This is a genomic window from Cognatishimia coralii (assembly GCF_037478305.1).
Taxonomy (GTDB): domain Bacteria; phylum Pseudomonadota; class Alphaproteobacteria; order Rhodobacterales; family Rhodobacteraceae; genus Cognatishimia; species Cognatishimia coralii.
The window spans coordinates 313,030-334,811 of sequence record NZ_JBBGAZ010000002.1 but is presented as its reverse complement, the minus strand read 5'-3'; the positions used below and the strand labels follow the sequence as shown (position 1 = coordinate 334,811).

The 21,782-nt window shown below is 55.8% G+C and carries 21 protein-coding genes; 13 read left to right on the top strand and 8 right to left on the bottom strand.

Features of this window, described 5'->3' with window-relative positions; all coding sequences use genetic code 11:
• Positions 1 to 151 precede the first annotated feature (151 nt).
• From WG622_RS07235 to WG622_RS07220, 4 genes are all read left to right on the top strand, one after another.
• Positions 152 to 889 carry an OB-fold-containig protein gene (locus tag WG622_RS07235; RefSeq protein WP_339402967.1) on the top strand — a complete coding sequence of 246 codons (738 nt, stop codon included), beginning with the start codon at positions 152 to 154 and terminating at the stop codon, positions 887 to 889.
• 10 nt (positions 890 to 899) lie between these two features.
• Complete coding sequence (locus WG622_RS07230) at positions 900 to 2,573, top strand: flotillin family protein (protein WP_339402966.1); 1,674 nt, start codon at positions 900 to 902, stop codon at positions 2,571 to 2,573.
• A 166-nt stretch (positions 2,574 to 2,739) separates the two neighbouring features.
• Entirely contained in the window at positions 2,740 to 3,351 is a 612-nt protein-coding gene (locus tag WG622_RS07225; RefSeq protein ID WP_339402965.1) for an NAD(P)H-dependent oxidoreductase, read from the top strand.
• A gap of 3 nt (positions 3,352 to 3,354) precedes the next feature.
• Positions 3,355 to 5,322: a cation:proton antiporter domain-containing protein gene (locus WG622_RS07220; RefSeq protein WP_339402964.1), complete on the top strand. Its 1,968-nt coding sequence runs from the start codon at positions 3,355 to 3,357 to the stop codon at positions 5,320 to 5,322.
• A 59-nt stretch (positions 5,323 to 5,381) separates the two neighbouring features.
• Here WG622_RS07220 and WG622_RS07215 read toward each other — a convergent pair whose 3' ends face one another.
• Positions 5,382 to 5,942, bottom strand: coding sequence for a DUF4202 domain-containing protein (locus WG622_RS07215; protein ID WP_339402963.1), 561 nt, complete (start codon positions 5,940 to 5,942; stop codon positions 5,382 to 5,384).
• A 165-nt stretch (positions 5,943 to 6,107) separates the two neighbouring features.
• On the opposite strand from WG622_RS07215, the gene WG622_RS07210 reads away from it, so the two are divergent.
• From WG622_RS07210 to WG622_RS07185, 6 genes are all read left to right on the top strand, one after another.
• Entirely contained in the window at positions 6,108 to 6,719 is a 612-nt protein-coding gene (locus tag WG622_RS07210) for a ribonuclease D (RefSeq protein WP_339402962.1), read from the top strand.
• Between the two features lie 29 nt (positions 6,720 to 6,748).
• Complete coding sequence (lptC, locus tag WG622_RS07205; RefSeq protein ID WP_339402961.1) at positions 6,749 to 7,327, top strand: LPS export ABC transporter periplasmic protein LptC; 579 nt, start codon at positions 6,749 to 6,751, stop codon at positions 7,325 to 7,327.
• A gap of 10 nt (positions 7,328 to 7,337) precedes the next feature.
• Positions 7,338 to 7,823: an LptA/OstA family protein gene (locus WG622_RS07200; RefSeq protein ID WP_339402960.1), complete on the top strand. Its 486-nt coding sequence runs from the start codon at positions 7,338 to 7,340 to the stop codon at positions 7,821 to 7,823.
• Complete coding sequence (lptB, locus tag WG622_RS07195; RefSeq protein ID WP_339402959.1) at positions 7,823 to 8,581, top strand: LPS export ABC transporter ATP-binding protein; 759 nt, start codon at positions 7,823 to 7,825, stop codon at positions 8,579 to 8,581. Before WG622_RS07200 ends, lptB begins: the two co-directional genes overlap by 1 nt.
• 245 nt (positions 8,582 to 8,826) lie before the next feature.
• Positions 8,827 to 9,393 carry a ribosome hibernation-promoting factor, HPF/YfiA family gene (gene hpf / locus WG622_RS07190; protein WP_209357723.1) on the top strand — a complete coding sequence of 189 codons (567 nt, stop codon included), beginning with the start codon at positions 8,827 to 8,829 and terminating at the stop codon, positions 9,391 to 9,393.
• Between the two features lie 37 nt (positions 9,394 to 9,430).
• Positions 9,431 to 9,895: a PTS sugar transporter subunit IIA gene (locus tag WG622_RS07185; RefSeq protein ID WP_339402958.1), complete on the top strand. Its 465-nt coding sequence runs from the start codon at positions 9,431 to 9,433 to the stop codon at positions 9,893 to 9,895.
• Here WG622_RS07185 and WG622_RS07180 read toward each other — a convergent pair.
• The 6 genes from WG622_RS07180 to cysQ form a co-directional block, all read right to left on the bottom strand.
• On the bottom strand, positions 9,892 to 11,313 hold the full coding sequence (locus WG622_RS07180; protein WP_339402957.1) for a nodulation protein NodH: 1,422 nt from the start codon (positions 11,311 to 11,313) through the stop codon (positions 9,892 to 9,894). The genes WG622_RS07185 and WG622_RS07180 overlap by 4 nt on opposite strands.
• Positions 11,314 to 11,319: 6 nt before the next feature.
• Positions 11,320 to 13,017 (bottom strand): DUF5927 domain-containing protein, encoded by a 1,698-nt coding sequence (locus tag WG622_RS07175; protein ID WP_339402956.1) that lies wholly within the window; start codon positions 13,015 to 13,017, stop codon positions 11,320 to 11,322.
• A complete protein-coding gene (locus tag WG622_RS07170; RefSeq protein ID WP_339403013.1) occupies positions 13,014 to 14,000 on the bottom strand; it encodes a glycosyltransferase family 2 protein in 987 nt (328 codons plus the stop codon). The genes WG622_RS07175 and WG622_RS07170 overlap by 4 nt, the downstream gene beginning before the upstream one ends.
• Before the next feature lie 149 nt (positions 14,001 to 14,149).
• The gene (locus tag WG622_RS07165; RefSeq protein WP_339402955.1) at positions 14,150 to 15,112 is read right to left on the bottom strand and encodes a glycosyltransferase family 2 protein; all 963 of its coding nucleotides are present in this window, start codon (positions 15,110 to 15,112) and stop codon (positions 14,150 to 14,152) included.
• 201 nt (positions 15,113 to 15,313) lie between these two features.
• Positions 15,314 to 16,204, bottom strand: a complete 891-nt coding sequence (galU, locus tag WG622_RS07160; RefSeq protein ID WP_209357728.1) for a UTP--glucose-1-phosphate uridylyltransferase GalU — start codon at positions 16,202 to 16,204, stop codon at positions 15,314 to 15,316.
• A gap of 334 nt (positions 16,205 to 16,538) precedes the next feature.
• Positions 16,539 to 17,336: a 3'(2'),5'-bisphosphate nucleotidase CysQ gene (cysQ, locus tag WG622_RS07155; RefSeq protein WP_339402954.1), complete on the bottom strand. Its 798-nt coding sequence runs from the start codon at positions 17,334 to 17,336 to the stop codon at positions 16,539 to 16,541.
• 148 nt (positions 17,337 to 17,484) lie between these two features.
• Here cysQ and WG622_RS07150 point away from each other — a divergent pair, with 148 nt between their 5' ends.
• Together WG622_RS07150 and WG622_RS07145 are read left to right on the top strand one after the other, a co-directional pair.
• Positions 17,485 to 18,306 carry an ABC transporter permease gene (locus WG622_RS07150; protein ID WP_209357730.1) on the top strand — a complete coding sequence of 274 codons (822 nt, stop codon included), beginning with the start codon at positions 17,485 to 17,487 and terminating at the stop codon, positions 18,304 to 18,306.
• Positions 18,303 to 18,929, top strand: a complete 627-nt coding sequence (locus WG622_RS07145; RefSeq protein ID WP_339402953.1) for an SH3 domain-containing protein — start codon at positions 18,303 to 18,305, stop codon at positions 18,927 to 18,929. Before WG622_RS07150 ends, WG622_RS07145 begins: the two co-directional genes overlap by 4 nt.
• 52 nt (positions 18,930 to 18,981) lie before the next feature.
• Here the strand turns inward: WG622_RS07145 and WG622_RS07140 are convergent, their stop codons facing one another.
• Positions 18,982 to 19,593, bottom strand: coding sequence for an alpha-ketoglutarate-dependent dioxygenase AlkB family protein (locus WG622_RS07140; protein WP_339402952.1), 612 nt, complete (start codon positions 19,591 to 19,593; stop codon positions 18,982 to 18,984).
• 201 nt (positions 19,594 to 19,794) lie between these two features.
• Here WG622_RS07140 and dnaK point away from each other — a divergent pair, with 201 nt between their 5' ends.
• Positions 19,795 to 21,711 (top strand): molecular chaperone DnaK, encoded by a 1,917-nt coding sequence (gene dnaK, locus WG622_RS07135; protein ID WP_339402951.1) that lies wholly within the window; start codon positions 19,795 to 19,797, stop codon positions 21,709 to 21,711.
• The last annotated feature ends 71 nt before the right edge of the window (positions 21,712 to 21,782 follow it).

The window sequence follows — 21,782 nt, the reverse complement described above, 5'->3', positions numbered from 1 at the left end:
ACGACCCTGATAATACTTGCAAAACACCAGATTTCCGTCATTTCATACCAGCGATTTAGACGGGGATCTGGGCGCGCCTTCTTGAAATTGCCCTCGGCAGTCCCCACTTTGTATACAAATGAATACTGAAAACTGTGGGGACAGTGCATAGATGTTGCAGGGGTTTTTAACGCCAGAATTCTTTCCGTTTACCGTGTCAATCGGGCTGTTCTTCGGCCTTTTGACCTTGGAATTGGTGTTCCTCATGCTGGGCGGCTCTTTGATGGGCGACGGCGGGGACGCGGATGTCTCGGCACCCGATGCGGCCGATGCGGATCTGGATTTTGACGTCGACGCCGATCTGGCGGATCTCGACACAGATTTCGACGCGCTTGAAACGGATCTGGCGGAAACTGAACTTGAGGCAACCGCAGGCAGCTTTAGCGTGCTGGCCTGGCTCGGACTGGGCAATTTGCCCGCCGCAATCTGGCTGGCGTCCATGTTCCTGAGTTTCGGCGTCATCGGGGTCGGCGTCCAAATGGCCCTAAGCGAGACCCTTGGCCTGACGCTCAACGCCGCTTTGGCCGCGGTTCCGGCCTTTTTCGGGGCGCGCTGGTTTACCAAGACCTTTGGCACGCTGTTTGCGCGGGTCATTCCTAAAGTGGAAACCGAATCCGTGTCGGAACGGCATCTGGGCCGCCGCAAAGGCGTGGTCAGCCAAGGCACCGCCGCGCGCGGCCGCCCTGCCGAAGTGCGCGTGACTGATCGCCATGGCAACACGCAATACCTGCGCGCGGAACCCTTTCGCGATGATGAGGTGATCGCACCCGGCACCGAAGTCATCGTGATGCGTCACCGTCGCGAAGACGGCTATCGCATCGTTTCACTGGCGACTTTTAACGACAATTAATGGAGGCACTATGCAAATCAGTTTCGGCTTTTTTCTAATCGCAGCTTTTCTCTTTTTCATCCTATTTATCGGCCTCGTTCTGGCGCGGCTCTATAAACGCACGACCCGAGAAATCAGCCTCGTGCGCACCGGTTCTGGCGGCAAGAAAATCATCATGGACGGCGGCGTCCTCGTGATCCCGCTGTTGCATGAAGTGAGCCCCGTGAACATGAAAACTCTGCGCCTTGAGGTGCAACGGAGCCACGATGGCGCGTTGATCACCAAAGACCGCATGCGGGTTGATGTGGGCGTGGAATTCTATGTCTCTGTGTCCCCAACCGATGAAGGCATCGCCCGCGCGGCTCAAACTCTTGGTGCTCGGACATTCGATGTCGGCCAGCTTCGCGAAATGATCGAAGGTAAGCTCATTGACGGCCTGCGCGCCGTGGCGGCTCAGATGACGATGGACCAGTTGCACGAGAACCGTGCGGACTTTGTGCAAGAAGTGCAGAACACCGTCTCTGAAGACCTCACCAAAAACGGTCTATCTTTGGAATCCGTGTCCCTGACCGCGCTTGACCAAACCCCGTTTGAGGCGCTCGACGAAAACAACGCTTTTAACGCCGTCGGTATGCGCCGCTTGGCCGAAGTTATTGCTGCCTCGAAGAAAGAGCGGGCCGCGATTGATGCAGAGGCCGATGTCGCCGTACGCCGCGCTGCGATGGAAGCAGAACGCGAGAAGTTCCAGATCATCCGCGACGAGGAAGAAGCGCGCATTCAGCAAGAAAAAGAGGTTGAAACCCTCAAAGCCGCCCAAGAGGCAGAAATCGCCCAGCGCCGCGAGGAATCCCAGCGCGAATCCGAGACCGCACGGATCAAGCGCGAAGAAGCCATTCGCGCCTCTGAAATCGCCCGCGAACGCAACATTCGCGACGCGGAAATCACCAAGGACCGCGAGCTAGAGGTGGCCAACCAAGAGCGCCAGATCATCATCGCGCAAAAATCCGAGGAGGAGAGCCGGGCACGTGCATCCGCCGATCTCGCCCGCGCGGAATCTGCCAAAGCAGCCGAGGCGGTCACCACGGCCACAGAAGTTGCGCAGGCAGATCGTGTGAAACAGATCGCGATCATCGAAGCCGAACGCGAAGCCGAGCGTGAGGCCACCAAGGTTCGCTTGATGGCAACCGCCCAGAAGGATGCCGCCGAAGACCGGGCTGCCGCCAACCGCGAAGAAGCGCAGGGTGATGCCGACGCGATCACCATCCGCTCTGAGGCGAAGAAAAGCGACATGCTGGCCGAGGCAGAGGGTCGTCGCGCGATCACCGATGCTGAAAACGCGCTGTCAGATGCATTGATCAACATGAAGGTCGCACTGGCGCGTCTTGAAGCGATGCCGAAGGTTCTCGCCGAGGCCGTGAAGCCCGCTGAAAAGATCGACTCGATCCGCATTCATCATGTGTCGGGCCTCAATCAGGGTGGCGCTGGTGGTACCGGTGGTGGCGACGGCAAAGCGCCGATCAATCAGGCGCTGGATTCCATCATGGGCATGGCTGTTCAGATGCCTGCACTGAAAAAGCTCGGAGACGAGTTGGGACTATCCATGGACGGCAATATCTCGGAACTGCTGGATACGGATGACGCTGTCCAAGCCCCAAGCAAAGAGGTGCCCGAGGTCCAAGACCCCGATGTGCCTGAGGAGGCATAGCGCGCCTCAGCAAACAGTCAAAAAGGCCGCCAAATGAGGCGGCCTTTTCCATTTGTGCGTAGGCGAACAGCGCCTTGCAGCAGCGCATGGTTTACCTATCTGAGATCCTCGACTAGACGTTGTGTAACGGCTTTCAAAAGGTCCGCGCGTCACTCGGTGGGAGGAAATGATTTTGGCGAAACTCTTGGTTTACTACGCCCATCCGGGCCACAAATATTCCCACGCGAATAAGGCGATGGTCGAGGTCGCCAAAACGGTCGATGACATCACCTTCGTCGACCTTCTCGCCGAATATCCACGCCACACGATCAACGTGGAAAAAGAACAAGAGCGCCTGAGAGAGCACGATGTCATCCTCTTTCAATTCCCGCTGTTTTGGTATTCGACGCCGTCGATCATCAAGGAATGGCAGGATCTGGTGCTGGAGCATGGGTTTGCCTATGGGTCCGAAGGCACTGCTTTGACTGGCAAGACCATGATGCTGGCGATCACGGCCGCTGGTCCGGTTGAGGCCTATACCACCGAGGGCTACCAACACTTCCCGCTGCGCACATTCCTGACGCCGCTCGAACAGACCGCAAATCTGTGTCACATGACGTTCCCCGCGCCCTATGTGCTGCATAGCTCGCTGAAAGCACAGAGCGATGGCGGAATTGCAGACCACGCGGCCGGCTATGGTCGGTTGCTGAGCGCGATCCGCGACAATACCTACGACTTCGCTGCGACGATGGACAAAGACATCGTCACCCATGCCGACCTGCCGATCAAGGGAGCCTGATCCATGACCGACTTCCTCCTTCTCGCAACGATTTTCTTGGTGGCCGGTGTGATTGCCGTACCGATTGCCTCACGCCTCGGACTTGGGTCCGTTCTGGGCTATTTGATCGCGGGTATCGTGATCAGCCCAATCCTAGGCTGGCTGCATGTGGACGTGATTTCGATCCAGCACTTCGCCGAATTCGGCGTTGTGATGATGTTGTTCCTTGTTGGGCTTGAGCTGGAACCGAAGCTCTTGTGGGATATGCGGGCCAAGCTCTTGGGGCTTGGCGGATTGCAGGTCACGGGAACCGCGGCCGCCGTCATGGGTATCGCAATGCTCTTGGGGCAGCCTTGGTCGATCTCTTTGGCGATTGGCTTGGTCTTTGCGCTCTCGTCTACTGCAATCGTTTTGCAGACTTTGAATGAAAAGGGCTTGATGAAGTCCTCGGGCGGGCAGTCCAGTTTCTCTGTGCTTCTCTTCCAAGACATTGCGGTCATCCCGATGCTCGCCTTTATCCCACTTCTGGCCATGCCAGAGCTGATGGATCTGGCGGGCGATGCGGCGCATGGAGCTGACTCGCATGGCCCGGGTCATGGAGATTCCCATGGGGACGATCACGGAGACGGACATGGCAGCGGGCTAAGCCTCGTTGAAGGCCTGAACGGTTGGCAAACTGCCCTTGTGACAGTCGGTGCAATCGGCGCAGTTATTCTGGGTGGCGTTTATCTGACCCGCCCGATTTTCCGCTTTATCGCCATGGCAGGGCTGCGCGAACTGTTCACCGCGACGGCGCTGTTGTTTGTTGTTGGCATCGCGCTTTTGATGTCCCTCGTTGGCGTATCTGCCGCGCTGGGCACCTTCCTTGCAGGCGTCGTGCTTGCGAACTCAGAATATCGTCACGAACTCGAAAGCGACATTGATCCGTTCAGAGGCCTTTTGCTTGGCTTGTTCTTTATGACCGTTGGCGCGGGCATCAACTTTACGCTGCTGTTTGAGAATTTTGCCTCGATCATTGGTCTGACTGTTGGCCTGATCTTGCTGAAAATCGCGATCCTGCTGATCCTCGCGCGGATTTTCAACCTGCGCGGCGGGGACAAATGGCTCTTTGGACTGGGTCTCGCGCAGGCAGGTGAATTCGGCTTTGTTCTCCTGTCCTTCACCGTGGCCAATCAAGTCATCCCGACCTCGGTTGCTGACAATCTCTTGCTAATCGTCGCGCTGTCGATGTTGCTGACCCCTGGTCTCTTTATCCTCTACGAACGGGTCATCCTGCCGCGTTACGAAAAAGAGCAAGAAGAAGAGGCCGATGAGATCGACGAAAAAGGCGATATCATCATTGCAGGTCATGGGCGTTTCGGCGGCATGGTGAACCGCATGCTGCGGACGGCTGGATATACACCGACGGTTCTGGACTATTCAGCCGAACAACTCGAAGCGCTGCGTCCCTTTGGCTTGAAGGTGTTCTTTGGCGATGCCTCCCGCGCCGATCTGCTGCACGCCGCGGGTATTGAAGAAGCCAAACTTTTGGTGATCGCCATCGACAACAAAGAGCAGATCACGCAGATGGTGCACTATGTGCATTCGACCTACCCGCATGTGCACATCATCGCGCGGGCGATTGATCGCACGCATGTCTACGATCTCTATGCGGCAGGGTGTCGGGACATCATTCGCGACGTATTCGACAGCTCTGTACGGGCCGGTCGATCCGCCTTTGAAGCCATGGGCATGCACCCGTTTGACGCAGAAAAGGCCGCACAAGAATTTGTGGTCGACGACCGCCGTCTCTTGGTGGAAATGGCGGAAGTCTATGATCCGAACATTCCAACGCATCTGAACGAGCCGCTGGTCGCAAAAACCAAAGAGATCATCGAAGAGATGGATGCCAAGATTTATGGCTCGGGCCATGCTTTCAATTCACGTCTGGATCGGGGCTGGATGCCGCCGAACCTAAAAGACGTGAAAGCCATCGAAGACGAAAACAGCTAAGAGGTCCCGATTTCTTTAAAAGAAATCGACGTCGGAAACTTTCAAAGTTTCCGAGGCCTCTAGGCGAAGGCTGCGGCCAGATCTGCGGGCAGGTCAAATTCCGCGCGCACACGGGCGCGGGCCTCGTCCGACATCTTGCGCGCGGTTTTCTGCACGATGTCGAGAACCTTTTCGGCCGGATGTTTGGCCGCAAAGGGCGCAAAATACCAGGTCAGGAAAGTAAAACAGATCACGTCCTCCAGCGCCTGCACCTGCGCGTCGCGCTTGATGCCCTGCTTGCGCAGCATTTTCTGCACCTCTTCAACGTCTCCCGCCTCGTATCCGGCCTCAGTCATGAAGCCAGCCACGCGATCCGCGTGATGATCCGCCAGATCCCGGCGCCATTTCAGATATCCGGCTTTTCCTTCAGGATAATCGGCGCGTTTCAAAATCCAACGCTCAACATGCTGTCCGCGTGCCGCAATCTGCAAGGTTTCAGAAGCATCCGGAAACAGGCGCGCGCATTGTTCAGACATGCGTTGTCCATACAAAAGCGCCTCAGGCAGCCCTTCATCCAATCGCGGATCTTTTTCATTTGCCTCGTCGATATCTGCGAGAACCCGCGCGAGATTGGCCGCCATTTTATGCTCCTGTCTGTGGTGTTCACATAAGTTAAACACAGTCGCCAGACAGATTTTACCCCAAATATGCGAAATTCGGCGTGGATTTGCTGCTATCCCTGCAGCACCAATTGAATCCAAAGGACAGACCCCGTACATCGGGATCACCTGCAAACAGAGGCATTTATGGCGAACCATCTATATCAGGGCGATCTGCCCGACGGGCTTGATCTGGGCAATATCGTTGCAATCGACTGCGAGACTATGGGTCTGAACCCCCATCGCGACCGCCTCTGCGTCGTGCAATTGTCCGGCGGCGATGGCAACGCACATCTGGTGCAAATCGCCAAAGGCCAGACCGAAGCGCCAAACCTCTGCAAGCTGCTTGAGGACCCTGACGTCCTGAAACTCTTTCACTTTGGCCGGTTTGATATCGCAGCGATGCTGAACGCATTTGGCGCCACCACCGCGCCGGTCTATTGCACCAAAATCGCCTCGAAACTCGTGCGCACTTATACAGATCGTCACGGGCTGAAGAACCTTTTGCAGGAATTGCTCGGCGTTGATATCTCTAAGTTGCAACAAATGAGCGACTGGGGTGCGCCGGAGCTGACCAATGCGCAGCTGGACTATGCTGCATCCGACGTCCTCTATCTGCATCAACTGCGCGAGAAACTGAACGAGCGCCTGGAACGCGAAGGCCGCACTGCGCTAGCCCAAGCCTGTTTTGATTTCTTGCCGACGCGTGCCAAACTGGATCTGGCGGGCTGGCCGGAACAGGATATTTTCGCGCACTGATGGCAATGGGCGGGATGACATATTCCAGGATGATCGCCTGGCTCAAGATCCTGCTTCCGCTGGCGGCTCTCGTGCTCTTGTCGACCCTCTTCCTCTTTGCGCGTCCCAGCAACCCAATCGCCACCCTGCCTTTTGCGCAGGTTGAGATCGAAGAGAAGCTGCGCAGCCAGGGCATCACCGAACCCTATTTTGCAGGCCAAACCACCGCTGGAGATCTCATCGCCCTGCGCGCCGGTTCCGCCCGCCCCAATCCAGAGGCGTTGCATCTCGTGAACTCCGATGATGTCTCCGTCGATATTACCTTTCCGGATGGAGGCATCGCCCGTTTCACCTCCAAAAGCGCTGTCGTAAACACTGATCGCCAAACGGCGGATCTTGCTGGTGATGTAGAGATCAACTCGAGTACGGGATTCGACCTGCACACACAGCAACTCTCCTTAAATCTATTGCAAGGTCGCGCCCGTTCTGACGTGATTGTTCACGGATCGGGGCCATTTGGGGAATTTGAAGCCGGCAGTATGGTCTATTCCGGCGGAAGTGAGGGGCAAAATGGCCAATTCCGTTTCGACAATGGCGTGAAACTGATATACATGCCGGGCAGTAATTAGGGGAAATTCTGTGCGCCAATTCGTTTTTGCCATAGCTCTCAGCCTTGCGTCCATCGCCGCTGCATCGGCGCAGGAGTTCAAGGTGGATTTTGGTGTCTCAACCTCTGACAGAGACGCCCCGATCGAAGTATCGGCAAACGCATTGTCCGTGGACCAAGCCACCGGCAAAGCCATCTTCGACGGAGATGTCGAGATCACGCAGGGCAATATGCGTTTGACTGCGGCTTTGGTGAATGTGGTCTACGACGAAGCAGGCAATAAAATCGCGCAGCTTCTGGCCTCTGGTGGCGTGAACATCGAAAGCGGCAAAGACAGTGCCGAGGCAGATACAGCCGAGTATGACGTCGAATCTGGCGTAATCCGCATGGCTGGCAATGTCGCCTTGCTACAGCAGGGCACGCGCATCACCGCAGGGAAGATGGACGTCAATCTGAATGACAACACAGCCGCCTTCCACGGTCGTGTACGCACTGTCCTGCAACCGGGAAATAACTGATGGCAGCCCCCGAACTTCGCGTTGAGCAGGGCCTCGCCGGGTTGCAAGTCCGCAACCTGCGTAAAAGCTATCGTAAACGCGTTGTCATTCGGGACGTAAATATCGAACTCAATCGCGGCGAAGTCGTTGCCCTCTTGGGTCCAAACGGTAGCGGCAAAACCACGTCTTTCTACGCCATCGCAGGGCTAGTGATGCCCGAGGGTGGCTCTGTTATGATCGACGGTCACGATGTCTCGCGCCTGCCTATGTATCGCCGTGCCAAGATGGGCATCGGATATCTGCCTCAGGAAATGTCCATCTTTCGCGGCCTTTCTGTCGAAGACAACATCATGGCCGTGCTCGACATCGCTGAAAAAGACCGCGTGAAACGTCGCGAAAAGCTTGAAGCATTGCTGTCAGAGTTCACGATTGAACATCTGCGCCAAGCCCCTGCCCTTGCTTTGTCCGGCGGTGAGCGTCGCCGTGTCGAAATCGCCCGCTGTTTGGCAGCAGACCCCAAGTATCTTTTGCTTGATGAACCCTTCGCCGGCGTCGACCCAATTTCCGTCGGAGACATTCGCGTTCTTGTGGCCGACCTCAAGCAACGCGGCATCGGCGTTTTGATCACCGATCACAACGTTCGCGAAACGCTCGACGTGGTGGACCGCGCCTATATCCTGCACGAGGGCAAGATTCTCATGTCCGGCACGCCCGATGAGGTCGTGGAAAACGAAAACGTGCGCCGCGTCTATCTGGGTGACAAGTTCCGGATGTCCTGACACGCGCGATCCCAAGCGCGCGATTTTGAGCGAAAATCCCCCGAGTCAGATTGACAAGTGGCCTCGCGCCTGCCCCAATAGGGATATGACGCTGGTGAGTAATTTTTGGCACAGGCAGTCGCTCTTTCTTGAAAGGGCCGATGTCGGTCAGCGCGCTCACAGGTCATTTTCCCGCATTCAAGCCTAACGTGTCAAAACCATTGGTGTTTTGTGCCGCTCTGGCTTGTTCAAACTAAGGAGAACGAATGCGCACTCAGATTTCCGGAAAACAGATCGACATTGGCGAATCCCTGCAACTTTATGTGAACGAAGGAATCGACACCATCGTCGGCAAATTTGCTGGCCGACCCACGGACGCTCAGGTGGTTTTCTCCAAAAGCGCCCATGAATTTGTCTGTGAAACCACGGTCCACCTGTCGACCGGCCTGAATGTGCAAGCCAAGGGAAAATCTACGGAAATCTACTCTGCTTTCGAAAGTTGCAGCGAAAAAATGGAGACCCAGCTCAGGCGATATAAGCGGCGTCTGAAGGATCACCACAAGGATCGCGCCGAGCCGGTTGAACTTTCGGGCGCTTCATCCTATATCCTCGCCTCTGAATCAGGATCTGAGGACGCAGAGCCTGAAACGCTGTCACCGATCATCGTGGCAGAGATGGAAACCAAAATTCCAACTCTGTCCGTCGGAGAGGCGGTGATGCAAATGGAACTTGCCGGGTCTCCTGTGCTATTGTTTCGTAAAGAGGGGAAAGAGGGATTGAACGTCGTGTACCGTCGTGAAGACGGCAACATTGGCTGGATTGATCCTCAATAAAGTGGCTTTTGCCACTGGTTAGAGAGATACAGGCACTATGGACCTTTCAATGATCCTGCGCCCTGAGGCTGTGAAAGTCATTTCCGCAGCCTCAAGCAAAAAGCGTTTGCTGCATGATTTTGGTGATCTTGCGGCGAGCGCCTATGGGCTGGATGCGACCTTGATTGTAGATGCGCTGCACGAACGCGAGGGCCTTGGCCCGACCGGTGTCGGCCAAGGCGTGGCGCTTCCGCACGCGCGTCTGGATAACATCGAGAACGTAATGGGCGCCTTTATCCTTTTGGAAAAGCCTGTCGACTTTAGCTCGGTTGACCGTCAGCCGGTGGATTTGGCCTTTGCTCTCTTCGCGCCTCGCGACGCGGGCGTTGATCACCTCAAGGCTTTGGCATTCGTGTCCCGCCGCCTGCGTGATGCTGCGGTGTGCACCAAGTTGCGCGCAAACCCTGAGGCGGCGACGCTGCACACAATTCTAACCGAAGAAGACGCAGTTCAGGCGGCTTAACGCCAGCTTTTGAACGCAAAGGCTTCGTAATCACGCGCGTAGGTCACCTGCGCGCGTTTTTCTATGTCGGGATCATAGATGTCTGCCAGATCAAACGGCAAGGACACAGGGCGCTCGACAAAGCCATGGGGCCCAGCGCCAACCTCTGAGGCCAGCCTTGGAAGGCTATTCACCAGATCGTCTTCGCGCAGGACGTGGTCGGGCGCTTGAAACCCTCCAAACCCTTCAAGCACGCTGGCTTGCGAGACCCAATGACCATCCTGACGGATCGCGGTTTGCCCGTTCAGATTGGCCTGAAGCCAGGTCAAAAACGCATGGAATGCCTTGCGATGATCGTCTTTGGAGTAATTCGCCCCCTCCATTGCCTCGGGGATCGGAAGTTCAAAGCGATTGCGCAACGTGCGGCGGATCTTGTGATAGCTGCCGGGACCATCCGACAGGATCCGCGTGCAAAAGACCTCATGCGCCCGCGCGACGGGGTGGCGCAGGACCGTAAAGCTGCGATGTGGCAGGTGACGTGCCTTCCAGTCGCGTAGCTGCCTTTGGTTGAGGTTGCTGAGCAAGCGATCCGCACCGCCTGCGATCTCTGCCATCCAATCCGTGACTGCAGTTGTTGGCCCACCCTGCATCGGCATAAACAACAGACCAGCCCCTTTGGTTGCGACGTAGCTTGGCACCGCCGCACCGCGTCGGGGTTCGAAATTTGGCGTCCTATTCAGATTGAACCGATCCAAAGTTGCCAAAGCCGCGCTGACGTCGTGGATATTGGACACTTTCTCGGAAATCGGGCTGGGATTCTGACGCTTGAGCTTGCTGTCCAGGCTTTCAAGCCGCGCGTCGCTGCCTAGGAACGTCGCCAGACCATTCATAACGTCCAGATCCTGCAGATCCTCATAGGCGACATAGAACGCAGTTTGACCGGTCTTTTGCAATCCGTTCATCAGCTTGACCTGAAACGCCTGCAGCCGCGCCACGTGATCCGCGAATTCATTGCCTTCAAAGGTGATCTGGCTGTCCCGCCGCTTGCGCACATCGGTCAATTTCCATTGTCCCGTGGCCTGTGCGATCTTCCAGCTGACGAAGCTGTCCAGCGGATTGCGCGTCAAAATGATCTTGGCGCAGCGGGGATCAACGAGGATTTCGTCCAAAACCCGCGGGTCATGGTCATTGAAAAACCGAAACCCTGCCAGGTGATCTGGATCGTCACGCACAGCCTTTAGAAGCACCTGTGGGTCAGCGTCGCGAGTCGCCTGATCGATGCCCAAGACCTCTGTGTAGTTCGGATAGGCTATGAAATGCGGATTGAACGCCTCACCATAGCACTTAAACCCCTCAAAGGCGTTCAGATTGGCCTCTAGGAAATTCGACCCGGTCCGCATTTCTGCGAAAACAACGAAATAGTCAAAGCGATCAGACATCTAAGATCATTGCACCAGATAGGGCCGTCGCGACGGCGTTTGAGACTTAGGTTGCTGTGGTTCCACCGTGAAATCGCCCAGCAAATGCGGATGCATGCCGGCATTCTTGAGGGTCTGCACAAATTTTCCAAAGCCTGTCAGGTCGGTCATTGTGGGCAACCACGTCAGGCGGTTTTGCGGATAGGTTCCGATTTCATCGACAATGATCTGCAGGGGCTCGACCGGAGCTTCAAGAAATTCGGACATCGTCCAGATCCGGATCTTGGCTTTCACCCAGGGGGACTGCAGAACTTTCAGGAACTCCGCCTCTCTTTTTTGCAATAGAGCAGCTTTGCTTCGAACAACGTCAATGTCTCGGCCTGATTTGAACAAAGGCGCAGCCCAGGCGCCCGAAATCACCGAGATCTGCGCGTTCGGATCTTTGGCAATCAGCCAGTTGTTCGCCTGATTGTCCTGTGGGCCAAATTGGAAACATTGCCGTTCGCCGCGGGTGTTCCAGATCAGGTTCGTCAGAAAGCTACGAGGGTTATAATCCCGCAGTCGCGCACTGTCAGACAAAGCGCCTTTATAGACGGTCACGCGGTCTTCAAACTCTACCCGCTCGGGCGCAAACAGATGGCCATGCACTTTGCAGCCCGTGTTCAAGGCCAGCCAGCTTTCAAAATCTTCAAAAAGATCAGAGAACCCCTGGAACACGGAATAGGGCGCAGCCGTGACCCCGCTTTCAAAATGTGGATCCGGAAAGCGGGACTGCATATAGAGGCCATCGCGCCCCGCATTGCGCCGTTCGGTGGATTTGGCAGACAGGCGGTTGATCATCGAGGCGTTTGGGTCGGCAGTATTGTCCCCTTCGCCGCGCCCATTGGGAAAGGTTTGGTAAAGCCGCTCGGCCTTGGGCCAAATCTTGCGCGCCACAAAGCAATCAGACCGCCGCAAAAGCTGCAGGTGATCGTCGTAAAACACATGCGGCTTGCCCTGAAAATCAAACTTCGAGAGCGTCAAGGACCGGCTTTCGATCAGGTTCGAATGAAGCCGCACCATGGTCTGGAAATAGCTTTCGTCAGGGATCCAAACAGACTTAAAAAACCGGTCATACCGCGCCCTATTTGGATCCTGCAGAATGGCCGTCAGGGTCTTGCGCGTCAGGCACCACCATTGCGACCCCATATGCGGTACGAGCTTTTCAGGCACCTTGCGCTTGACCTTGAACCGCCGCTGCAAGTCGACAAACTTGTCAAACCGCCAGCGTTGCTGTTGCCACGAGAACGGGAAATACAACGTGAAACGTTCTTCCTCGAGGCCTGACACAGCCCAAGGCGCATCCGCGATCGCGGCGCTTTCGATAAAATCTGTTGCGGGACGCGCGTCCAGGTAGGTCTGCAGTTCCTTGATCGGACGCAGCGGAAGGCAAGACCCGGAGCTGAGGTATATGCGCTCGACACCCTCAAACTCTGCCAGCATCATTTCGGCCGCCGATTGTGTCGCCGCGACCAAGCCCCACATGCCCCAAACACATGTATGTCTTGCGCAGAATCTCACATCGGGCCGATCCGCCAGAGCGCCTTCGAAGGCTTTGAATTCCTGTTCCGAAACCTTGGCATCCACGTGGATCACCACAGGACACCCCGCCTCGGACCAAAGGCGCGCAACCTGTTCTGCGCGATCAAAAGCGGTATGGACCAACAAAAGGACGCCGATAGTCATGCCCAGCTTCCTTTGCTCATAAGGCCAAGGATCTCAAGCTGGCGCCAGTTGATATATTTCTCAGAACCCTCGCACCAAAGATCCGGCTGGTCTCGCAGTGTTTGGGCATAGGCCGCATATTCCGCGCCGCCCGCGTAATGCTGTTTGCGCAGCTCTTCCTCTTTGGCCTTTTCGGTGAAGGTATCCAAGAACTTTGTGTGAAGTAGAATGCCGCTGGCTTTCTCGCCGCCCCATTCTTCATAAACGTGGTTCAACCCTCTGGGCATCAGCGAGTGAGTCGAGCTTGCGAAGGCATAGCTCTTGTCCCATTTCACCAGGGGAATTTTGTTCAAAGCCGGCGCTTTTTGGGGGTTATCCTCGAAAAACACACGCGCCCGAGGGCCGCCTTGGATCCAAAGATTGCCAAGCAGATGGTTCTTGGAAATCGCGTAATTCCCGGGATCAAACCATTGCGCGATCTCGAGCGGATCCTGACCTGATCGATAGGCGTGGTCGGTCAGTTGTCCCTTGGGGTACATGTCCAGCAACATCGCCGGGAAACAGCGCAGCCTTGAACTGTCCAGCCAATCCGTCAGTGCCTTGATGGGGCGACTGTCGCAAAACGGATAGATCAGGAACTCGTCGGGATCGACCACCAGCGTCCAATGCCCATGGCAATACCGCCGCTTCAAGGCGTTCATCCAATCCACTCCGAAGCGTGCGTCTTTGTAGCTACCGGAGGTATGCCACACCGAGATATCGGCCTGCCCCGTGAGGTGCTGCATCACGCCATCGGTGCTGCCATTGTCGACAATCAGGAAGTGATCGATCCCAAGATCTCGGTAGTATCTGAGGAAATACGGCATGCGGATCGCTTCGTTAAACAGCGTACAGACCAAAAGAGTATCACCGGGCTTGATCCGCCCCGTATTGTCCTGAACCGCAGAAAGTTGGCGCGATTTTCGGCGCGCGCGCAGCAAATAGCGTTTCCGCCGCAGCCTCAGCTTATAGGTGCTCCAAAGCCCCACCTAACGCATTTCCTTTTGACTTATCGTACCGCTTAGCGACCGAGATTCTACGCTCGGTTTGATTTCCGACAATATGTCATGGATTTAGGGACTCGCATAACGAAATATGCGCGGGATGGCTAAATCTAGGGGCGATCTTTGGGCAAGGCGACATTGAGCCGTTTCGCCCCTTTTCCTATGCCGATCAGGTCCAAATCCTCGAGTTGCTGTGGGCCTTCGTGTCGCAAGCAAGTCTCGTCCCAAAGGACTGGGCTGGAGGCCACATCATCGTAATATCCGTCAAACAATTCTGGCCGCGTAAAATGCTCTCCGCGTTGCTTTTCAATTTCTGATTTGGAAACAATCTCTGGCAAGAATTTTGTGTGCAACAGAGCCCCCGACGGCGTGTCGCCGCCCGGACCGTCGTAAATCATGTTCAGCTGCGGCGGCAGAATTGAATGAGTAGAAATCACATAGGCCCAGCGCCTATTCCACTTCATCAAGGGCAGTTTATTCAGGGTCGGAGACCGCCGGGGCCGGTTTTCAAAGAACTTGCGCTCCCGCAAACCACCCTGCACCCAAAGGTTATTCAACGGGCCTTGGCGCTCACGCCGATACGGACCGGGATCGAAATAAGGCAATGTTTCAATAGGATCCTGCCCTGCTTCGTAAACCGCATCGCCCAACGCGTCTTTCGGAGCCATATCAAGCATCAAGGCGCCAAACCCGATTAGCGCGTTCTGATCCAGCACCGAAGTTAGGCTCGGCAAATCGGCACCCAAAGCTTTGGGAAAGACAAACAACTCGTCTGCATCCACAGTTAGGCACCAGTGTCCGTGACCAAATTGCGCCAAGAGCCGGTTGATCCAATCCATCCCAAACCGCGACGTGCGATAGCTCGCCTTTGTTTCCCAAATGGAAACATCAGCGTGCCCCCTCAGCAGAGCCCGCGTGCCATCATCGCTGCCATTGTCCACGATCAGAAAGTGATCGACCCCAAGACCACGATAGTAGTCCAGAAAATACGGCAGGCGATTTTCTTCGTTTCGCACAACGGCAAAGAGCAAAATGTCATGAGATGCGATCTGATCGCTGTTGTTCTGAACCACCTTTAAGTGACGGCGAGCACGGAAAGCACGCCACAATAATCCCTGCCTACGTCGCCTAAGTCTTAGGCGACGCCACAATTTTGGGCGTTTATAGTCGAGCGAGCCGACGTCGGGCATTCACAAAAGCCTTTTAGGTTTGCGCAGCGGATCTGCTGGCAAACCTAAAAACTTCCTGCTCTTAACCCAATAGAAATTTTCTGCTTATTCCGCCGCAGTCCGCAGCATCAGCATGGATTGCAGATACTCCATCAACTCGTCGCGCAATTCGTCACGCTCTAGCGCACAGGCGACGGTTGCTTGCAAAAAGCCTGCTTTCGACCCGCAGTCAAACCGCGTGCCTTGGAATTTATACCCAAAGACGCCACGCTGGTCTTCGATCTCTTTGGCGATGGCGTCTGTGAGCTGGATCTCTCCGCCCGCGCCGGTTCCAGTTGAGTCCAGGTTCCGCAGCACTTGAGGCGACAGGATATAGCGCCCGATCACGGCCAGGTTCGATGGCGCCTCCTCTCGCGAAGGTTTTTCCACCATGCCATTCACAGAAACCACATTGCCCACATGAGTGTTGATGTCCAAAACGCCATAAGAAGAGATCTTGTGGTTCGGCACTTCCATCGCCGCCACCATGGAGCCGCCCTCATAGGCGTCGACCATCTGTTTTAGGCAAGACACATCGGATTTAATAACATCGTCCGGAAGAAGCACCGCAAAAGGTTCATCCCCGATCAATCGACGCGCACACCAAACCGCGTGCCCAAGGCCCAGCGCCTGATTTTGACGCACGTAGGCGATGGCACCGCTCGGCAATGTGGCCTTTTCAACCTCGGACAAGAGTTCCGTTTTGCCCTTGGCCGCCAGCTTGCTTTCAAGCTCGGGCGCTGCGTCAAAATAATCCTCAAGCGCAGATTTTCCGCGAGACGTCACGAAGATGAACTCTTCAATGCCAGCTTCACGCGCCTCATCGATCGCATATTGAATGAGCGGGCGGTCCACCAAAGTCAGAATCTCTTTTGGGATGGATTTGGTCGCCGGAAGAAACCGCGTGCCCATGCCGGCCACAGGAAAAACCGCCTTTGTAATGCGTTGTTTTGACATCAAAAATCACCTCTTACTATGGATCACTGGCGGGCTTTACCTTTAGCGTCCGAATCCTTGCTATCCGATTACCGCGTCCAAAATTTGGCAAAACTTCGACCGCGTTGGGTTAACGGAAACCGAGACCCGCGCCGCATACGGTCACGGGATCTGGCGTAAGTCGTGGAGGGAAAAAACACACCAAATCATCCGTGACCGGCTTGGGCTTGCCCCGCCGTTGGTAAAGAGATTGACTTGGATTTGAGGGAATTTCTCTGGGCAGAGCGGTAATCGCCCTACCCAGACGGATGATGGACCCATCCGAAGCTGTGAAGATTGCCCCGTACGGGACGCCTTAAGCGGGTTTCAGATCCACACTAGGGGCAAAGGCAATGAAGAACGGATTCGCGAATCCCTCTTTGCCGTAGACCAGTGGGCTGTGGTCATCGAACCGCACAACCTGTCCGCCAGCACCTGCGAGGACCGCGTGACCTGCGGCCGTGTCCCACTCCATCGTGCGACCGACGCGCGGGTAAAGATCCGCTTCGCCCGTTGCCACAAGGCAGAATTTCAGAGACGAGCCCGCGCTCTTGCTGTCTTTGACCGCATATTTGTTGATGTAGTCATCCGTGGCCTGATCGCGGTGCGATTTGGATGCGACGATCATTAGCGCGTCATTGTCGGCGTCTGACACGTGAATTGCTCGGGTCTCGCCTATGGTGGTCAGATCAAAATCACCGACTTCTTCGACCGCAGAGCCGTCGGCCAAAGTAAAGAACATCCGCTGACGCGCAGGCGCATAGACAACGCCACGGGTTGGGACGCCGTTTTCCACATAGGCAATGTTCACAGTGAAATCGCCGCGACGGTTGATGAACTCTTTCGTTCCATCCAGAGGATCGACAATCAGGAAGGTATCCACGTCCTGATCATGGCTGTCTGATTGCTCCTCAGTCACCAGAGCAACGTCGGGAAAAGCCGCAGTGAGGCCTGCGGAAATCAACGCATCTGCCGCCTGATCTGCGATGGTGACAGGGCTGTCGTCGGACTTGAGTTCTACGTCGAAATCGTCGGACTCATAGATCTCCATGATCTTTGCACCGGCCTCAATCGCCAGTTTCCGCATAACTTCGGTCAATTTGTCGTAATTCACTGCCTGCTCCAGCCTCAAGATTCGTTGAAGTTTTCGTTCGGTTTTCTTATGATGACTTCACGACGGAACAGCAAGAAGTCCGCCACCGCCCGCGCGAAAATCGTCACGAAGGTCGCCCGGCACCCGAGCAGAAAGGCTGACAGCAGGCATGTTTGAGCAGTCAGGTCCAAGAACGACGTTGCAATCGGCAATCACAATTGCCGAGCTTGTGTATCATTCGATTGTTCGGATGGTGCGCAAAACCCATGGCAATGCGGTCATGTCGATCCTGCTGAATATGATGCAGGCGGCGATCTTTGTTCTGGCGTTTTTCTTTATGTTTTCGCTGCTGGGCCTCAAGGGCGCGGCGATCCGGGGTGATTTCCTCTTGTATATCATGTCGGGGATTTTCCTTTTCATGACCCACACCAAGACCATGGGCGCCGTGGTCGGCAGTGAGGGGCCAAGCTCTCCGATGATGAAACATGCGCCGATGAACACGGCGATTGCGATCCTGGCGGCGGCATTGGGGACGCTCTATATTCAGATGCTCTCGTTGTTGGGGATCCTGTTTATTTACCACGTGGCCTTCACGCCCGTGGTGATCGAGGATCCGATGGGCGCGCTGGCGATGCTGATGTTGGCCTGGTTCACGGGGATGGGCGTGGGGCTGATCTTTTTGGCGATCAAGCCGTGGTTCCCGACCTTTGTCAGCGTTCTGAACACGGTCTATGCCCGCGCCAATATGATCGCGTCGGGCAAGATGTTTGCAGCCAACACGCTGCCCAGCTTTATGCTCGCGATGTTTGACTGGAACCCGCTGTTTCACGCGATTGACCAAGCGCGGGGTTACACCTTCATCAACTATGTGCCGCGCAATACCTCTGTGATGTACCCTCTGATTGTCGGATTGGTGCTTTTGATGATAGGCTTGATGGGAGAGTTTTATACCCGCCGACAGGCATCCCTCAGTTGGTCTTCGCGTCGATGAAACATGTCCTTGCAGTTCTGCTTCTGACCCCAAGCTTGGGTTTGGCAGATGGGCATTTGTCGCCTGATGTGCCCAGCCTTGCCAAAGTGACCGGCGTTGCCAGCAACGACAGCCTGAATGTCCGCGTGGACCCGCATCACAGCACCGATATCGTGGGTACTCTGGATCACAATGCTACGGGCGTCGAAGTCGTGGATCACTCGCCAGACGGGCGCTGGGCCTTGGTCAACAGCGGCGAGGCGAGCGGTTGGGTACGCAATAAGTTTTTGACCCAGACCTCGGACGCGCCATGGCATGATTTTGAAACGCCACTGGCTTGTGTTGGCACGGAACCTTTCTGGTTCTTTGGTCTGAGCGCAGGGGCTAGCGTGGCGACGTTTGAGGCCATCGATGTCGCTCCGACAGCCTTTGCTGTGGACTGGACCAGCGGTTTGGTTGCCCGCCCAACTCGGGAAATTGGACTGGGCGCTGGAAACTCAGACGCGGGCTTTTCCGCTTTGATCGAAGAAGGTGCCTGCAGCGACGGTATGTCAGATCGCAGTTTTGCCCTGACGTTGCGCCTCTTCATTCATCAGGATGGCGCGACGGCCGGATATGGCGGCTGTTGCTCTCTGGATCCTTGACGCCCGGATTTTTTGAAAAAATCCGAAGTCTTTCTCTTTCAAAGAAAAAGACCTATTCCACCGCCCGCAATGTCAAATTGATGCGACCACCTTTCGGCAACAGCGTCGACGAGCCAAACCGGATCTTATCCACGCCGTGATAAGCCAGCCGCGCTGAACCGCCCATGACCACCACATCACCAGATTTCAACCAAAGCGACTCTGTGGAGCCACCACGCTCGACAGATCCCATGCGAAACAAAGCCTCATCCCCCAAGGACACTGACACAACCGGCCAGTCAAAATTGCCTTCATCCTTGTCCTGATGCATGCCCATCTTGGCACCTTCGCCATAGAAATTGACCAAACAACAATCCGGCGCCCGCGAAACGCCCGACACCGCCTCCCATATCGCCAAGACAGAGGCGGGGATCGGTGGCCAGTCCATCCCATCTGGATGTTGCGCCTGATACCGATAGCCCGACCGGTCCGTCACCCAGCCCAAAGCCCCGCCCGAGGTCATTTTGACCGACATTTTCCGCCCACCCGGCGTGACCGGTGCAAACATCGGCGCAGCCTCGGCAATAGCACGAATATCCGCGACCAATTCCTCTTGCTCGGAGCGCGACAAAAGCTCTTGAAACACGTCAAAACCGCGAATCTTCAGCGGTGTCGCCAAGTTCATTCGTATATCCTCACATTCACTCCCAAGATTCCTGCGAAAATTGGCTTTTAAGCCCCAATCTCACGCTTGCAGCACCTATTTAGCATCCCTATATACGCTTCGAAGCGTCTTGGCTGAATGGTCAAACGCAGCAGGATCGGGGCGAGATGCCAAAACGGGTCTTCGCTCCGGAACATCGCCTTAAGTTAGAAGGGATATGACATGGGTAAAGTAATTGGGATTGACCTCGGGACCACAAACTCCTGTGTGGCAATCATGGACGGCTCTCAGCCACGCGTGATCGAAAACGCCGAAGGCGATCGCACCACGCCATCTATCGTAGCATTCACCGACGACGAACGTCTGGTCGGCCAGCCGGCGAAACGCCAGGCGGTCACAAACCCAGACAACACCGTATTCGGTGTGAAACGTCTGATCGGTCGTCGCTTTGACGATCCAGCTGTTGAAAAAGACAAGAAGATGGTGCCGTTTGCCATCGTCAACGGCGGCAATGGCGACGCTTGGGTGGAAGCTCAGGGCGAGAAATACTCCCCATCTCAGATCTCTGCCTTCACTCTGGGCAAGATGAAGGAAACCGCCGAGGCATACCTTGGCGAAGACGTGACCCAAGCGGTCATCACCGTGCCAGCGTATTTTAACGACGCTCAGCGTCAGGCGACCAAAGACGCGGGTAAAATCGCGGGTCTCGAAGTTCTGCGCATCATCAACGAACCAACCGCCGCGGCTCTGGCCTATGGTCTGGACAAAGAAGAATCTCAAACCATCGCGGTCTATGACCTTGGCGGCGGTACCTTCGACGTGACCATTCTGGAGATCGACGACGGCCTATTCGAAGTGAAATCCACCAACGGCGACACGTTCCTTGGTGGTGAAGATTTCGACATGCGCATCGTGAACTACCTCGCGGATGAGTTCAAAAAAGAGCACGGCGTCGATCTGTCCAAGGACAAGATGGCTCTGCAGCGTCTGAAAGAAGCTGCGGAAAAAGCGAAGAAAGAACTCTCCTCCACCACCCAAACAGAGATCAACCAACCGTTTATCTCGATGGGCAAAGACGGCGCGCCACTGCACATGGTCATGAAACTGACCCGTGCGAAGCTTGAGTCTCTGGTATCCGACCTGATCAAGAACTCTCTGAAGCCATGCGGCGCAGCGCTGAAAGACGCAGGTCTCTCTGCATCGGACATCGACGAAGTGGTTCTGGTTGGCGGTATGACCCGTATGCCAAAGGTCATCGAAGAGGTGACCAAATTCTTTGGCAAAGAGCCACACAAAGGTGTGAACCCTGACGAAGTTGTGGCCATGGGCGCGGCGATCCAAGCCGGTGTTCTGCAGGGCGACGTGAAAGACGTTGTTCTTCTGGACGTAACGCCTCTGTCCCTGGGTATCGAAACCCTGGGCGGTGTCTTCACCCGTCTGATCGACCGCAACACCACGATCCCAACCAAGAAGTCTCAGGTCTTCTCGACGGCTGAGGACAACCAGAACGCCGTGACCCTGCGTGTGTTCCAGGGCGAGCGTGAAATGGCTGCGGACAACAAGATCCTGGGTCAGTTCAACCTCGAGGACATCCCTCCAGCGCCACGCGGCATGCCACAGATCGAGGTGACCTTTGACATCGACGCAAACGGCATCGTGTCCGTTGGCGCCAAGGACAAAGGCACCGGCAAAGAGCAGTCCATCACCATTCAGGCCTCTGGCGGTCTGTCTGATGAGGACATCGAAGCGATGGTCAAGGACGCCGAGGACAACGCCGAGGCGGATAAAGAGCGCAAAGAGCTGATCGAAGCGCGCAACCAGGCAGAAAGCCTCATCCACTCGACTGAAAAGTCCATGGAAGAGCATGCCGACAAGGTTGACCCAACCACCATCGAAGCGATCGAACTGGCAATCGCGGCTCTGAAAGACGATCTCGAAGACGAGAAAGCCTCTGCCGAGAAGATCAAGTCCGGTGTTCAGAACGTCACTGAAGCCGCGATGAAGCTTGGCGAAGCGATCTACAAAGCCTCCCAAGAGGCAGCCGAAGGCGAAGCAGCGCCAGCGGATGCGGATATGGGCGCGGGCGATGATGACATCGTGGACGCGGACTTCGAAGATCTGGACGGCGACAAGCGCTAAGCGCGACGTCGGACCCTGATTGATGGGCCGGTCCTCATCGGATCGGCCCTTATCATTCCGGCGGTTAGGAG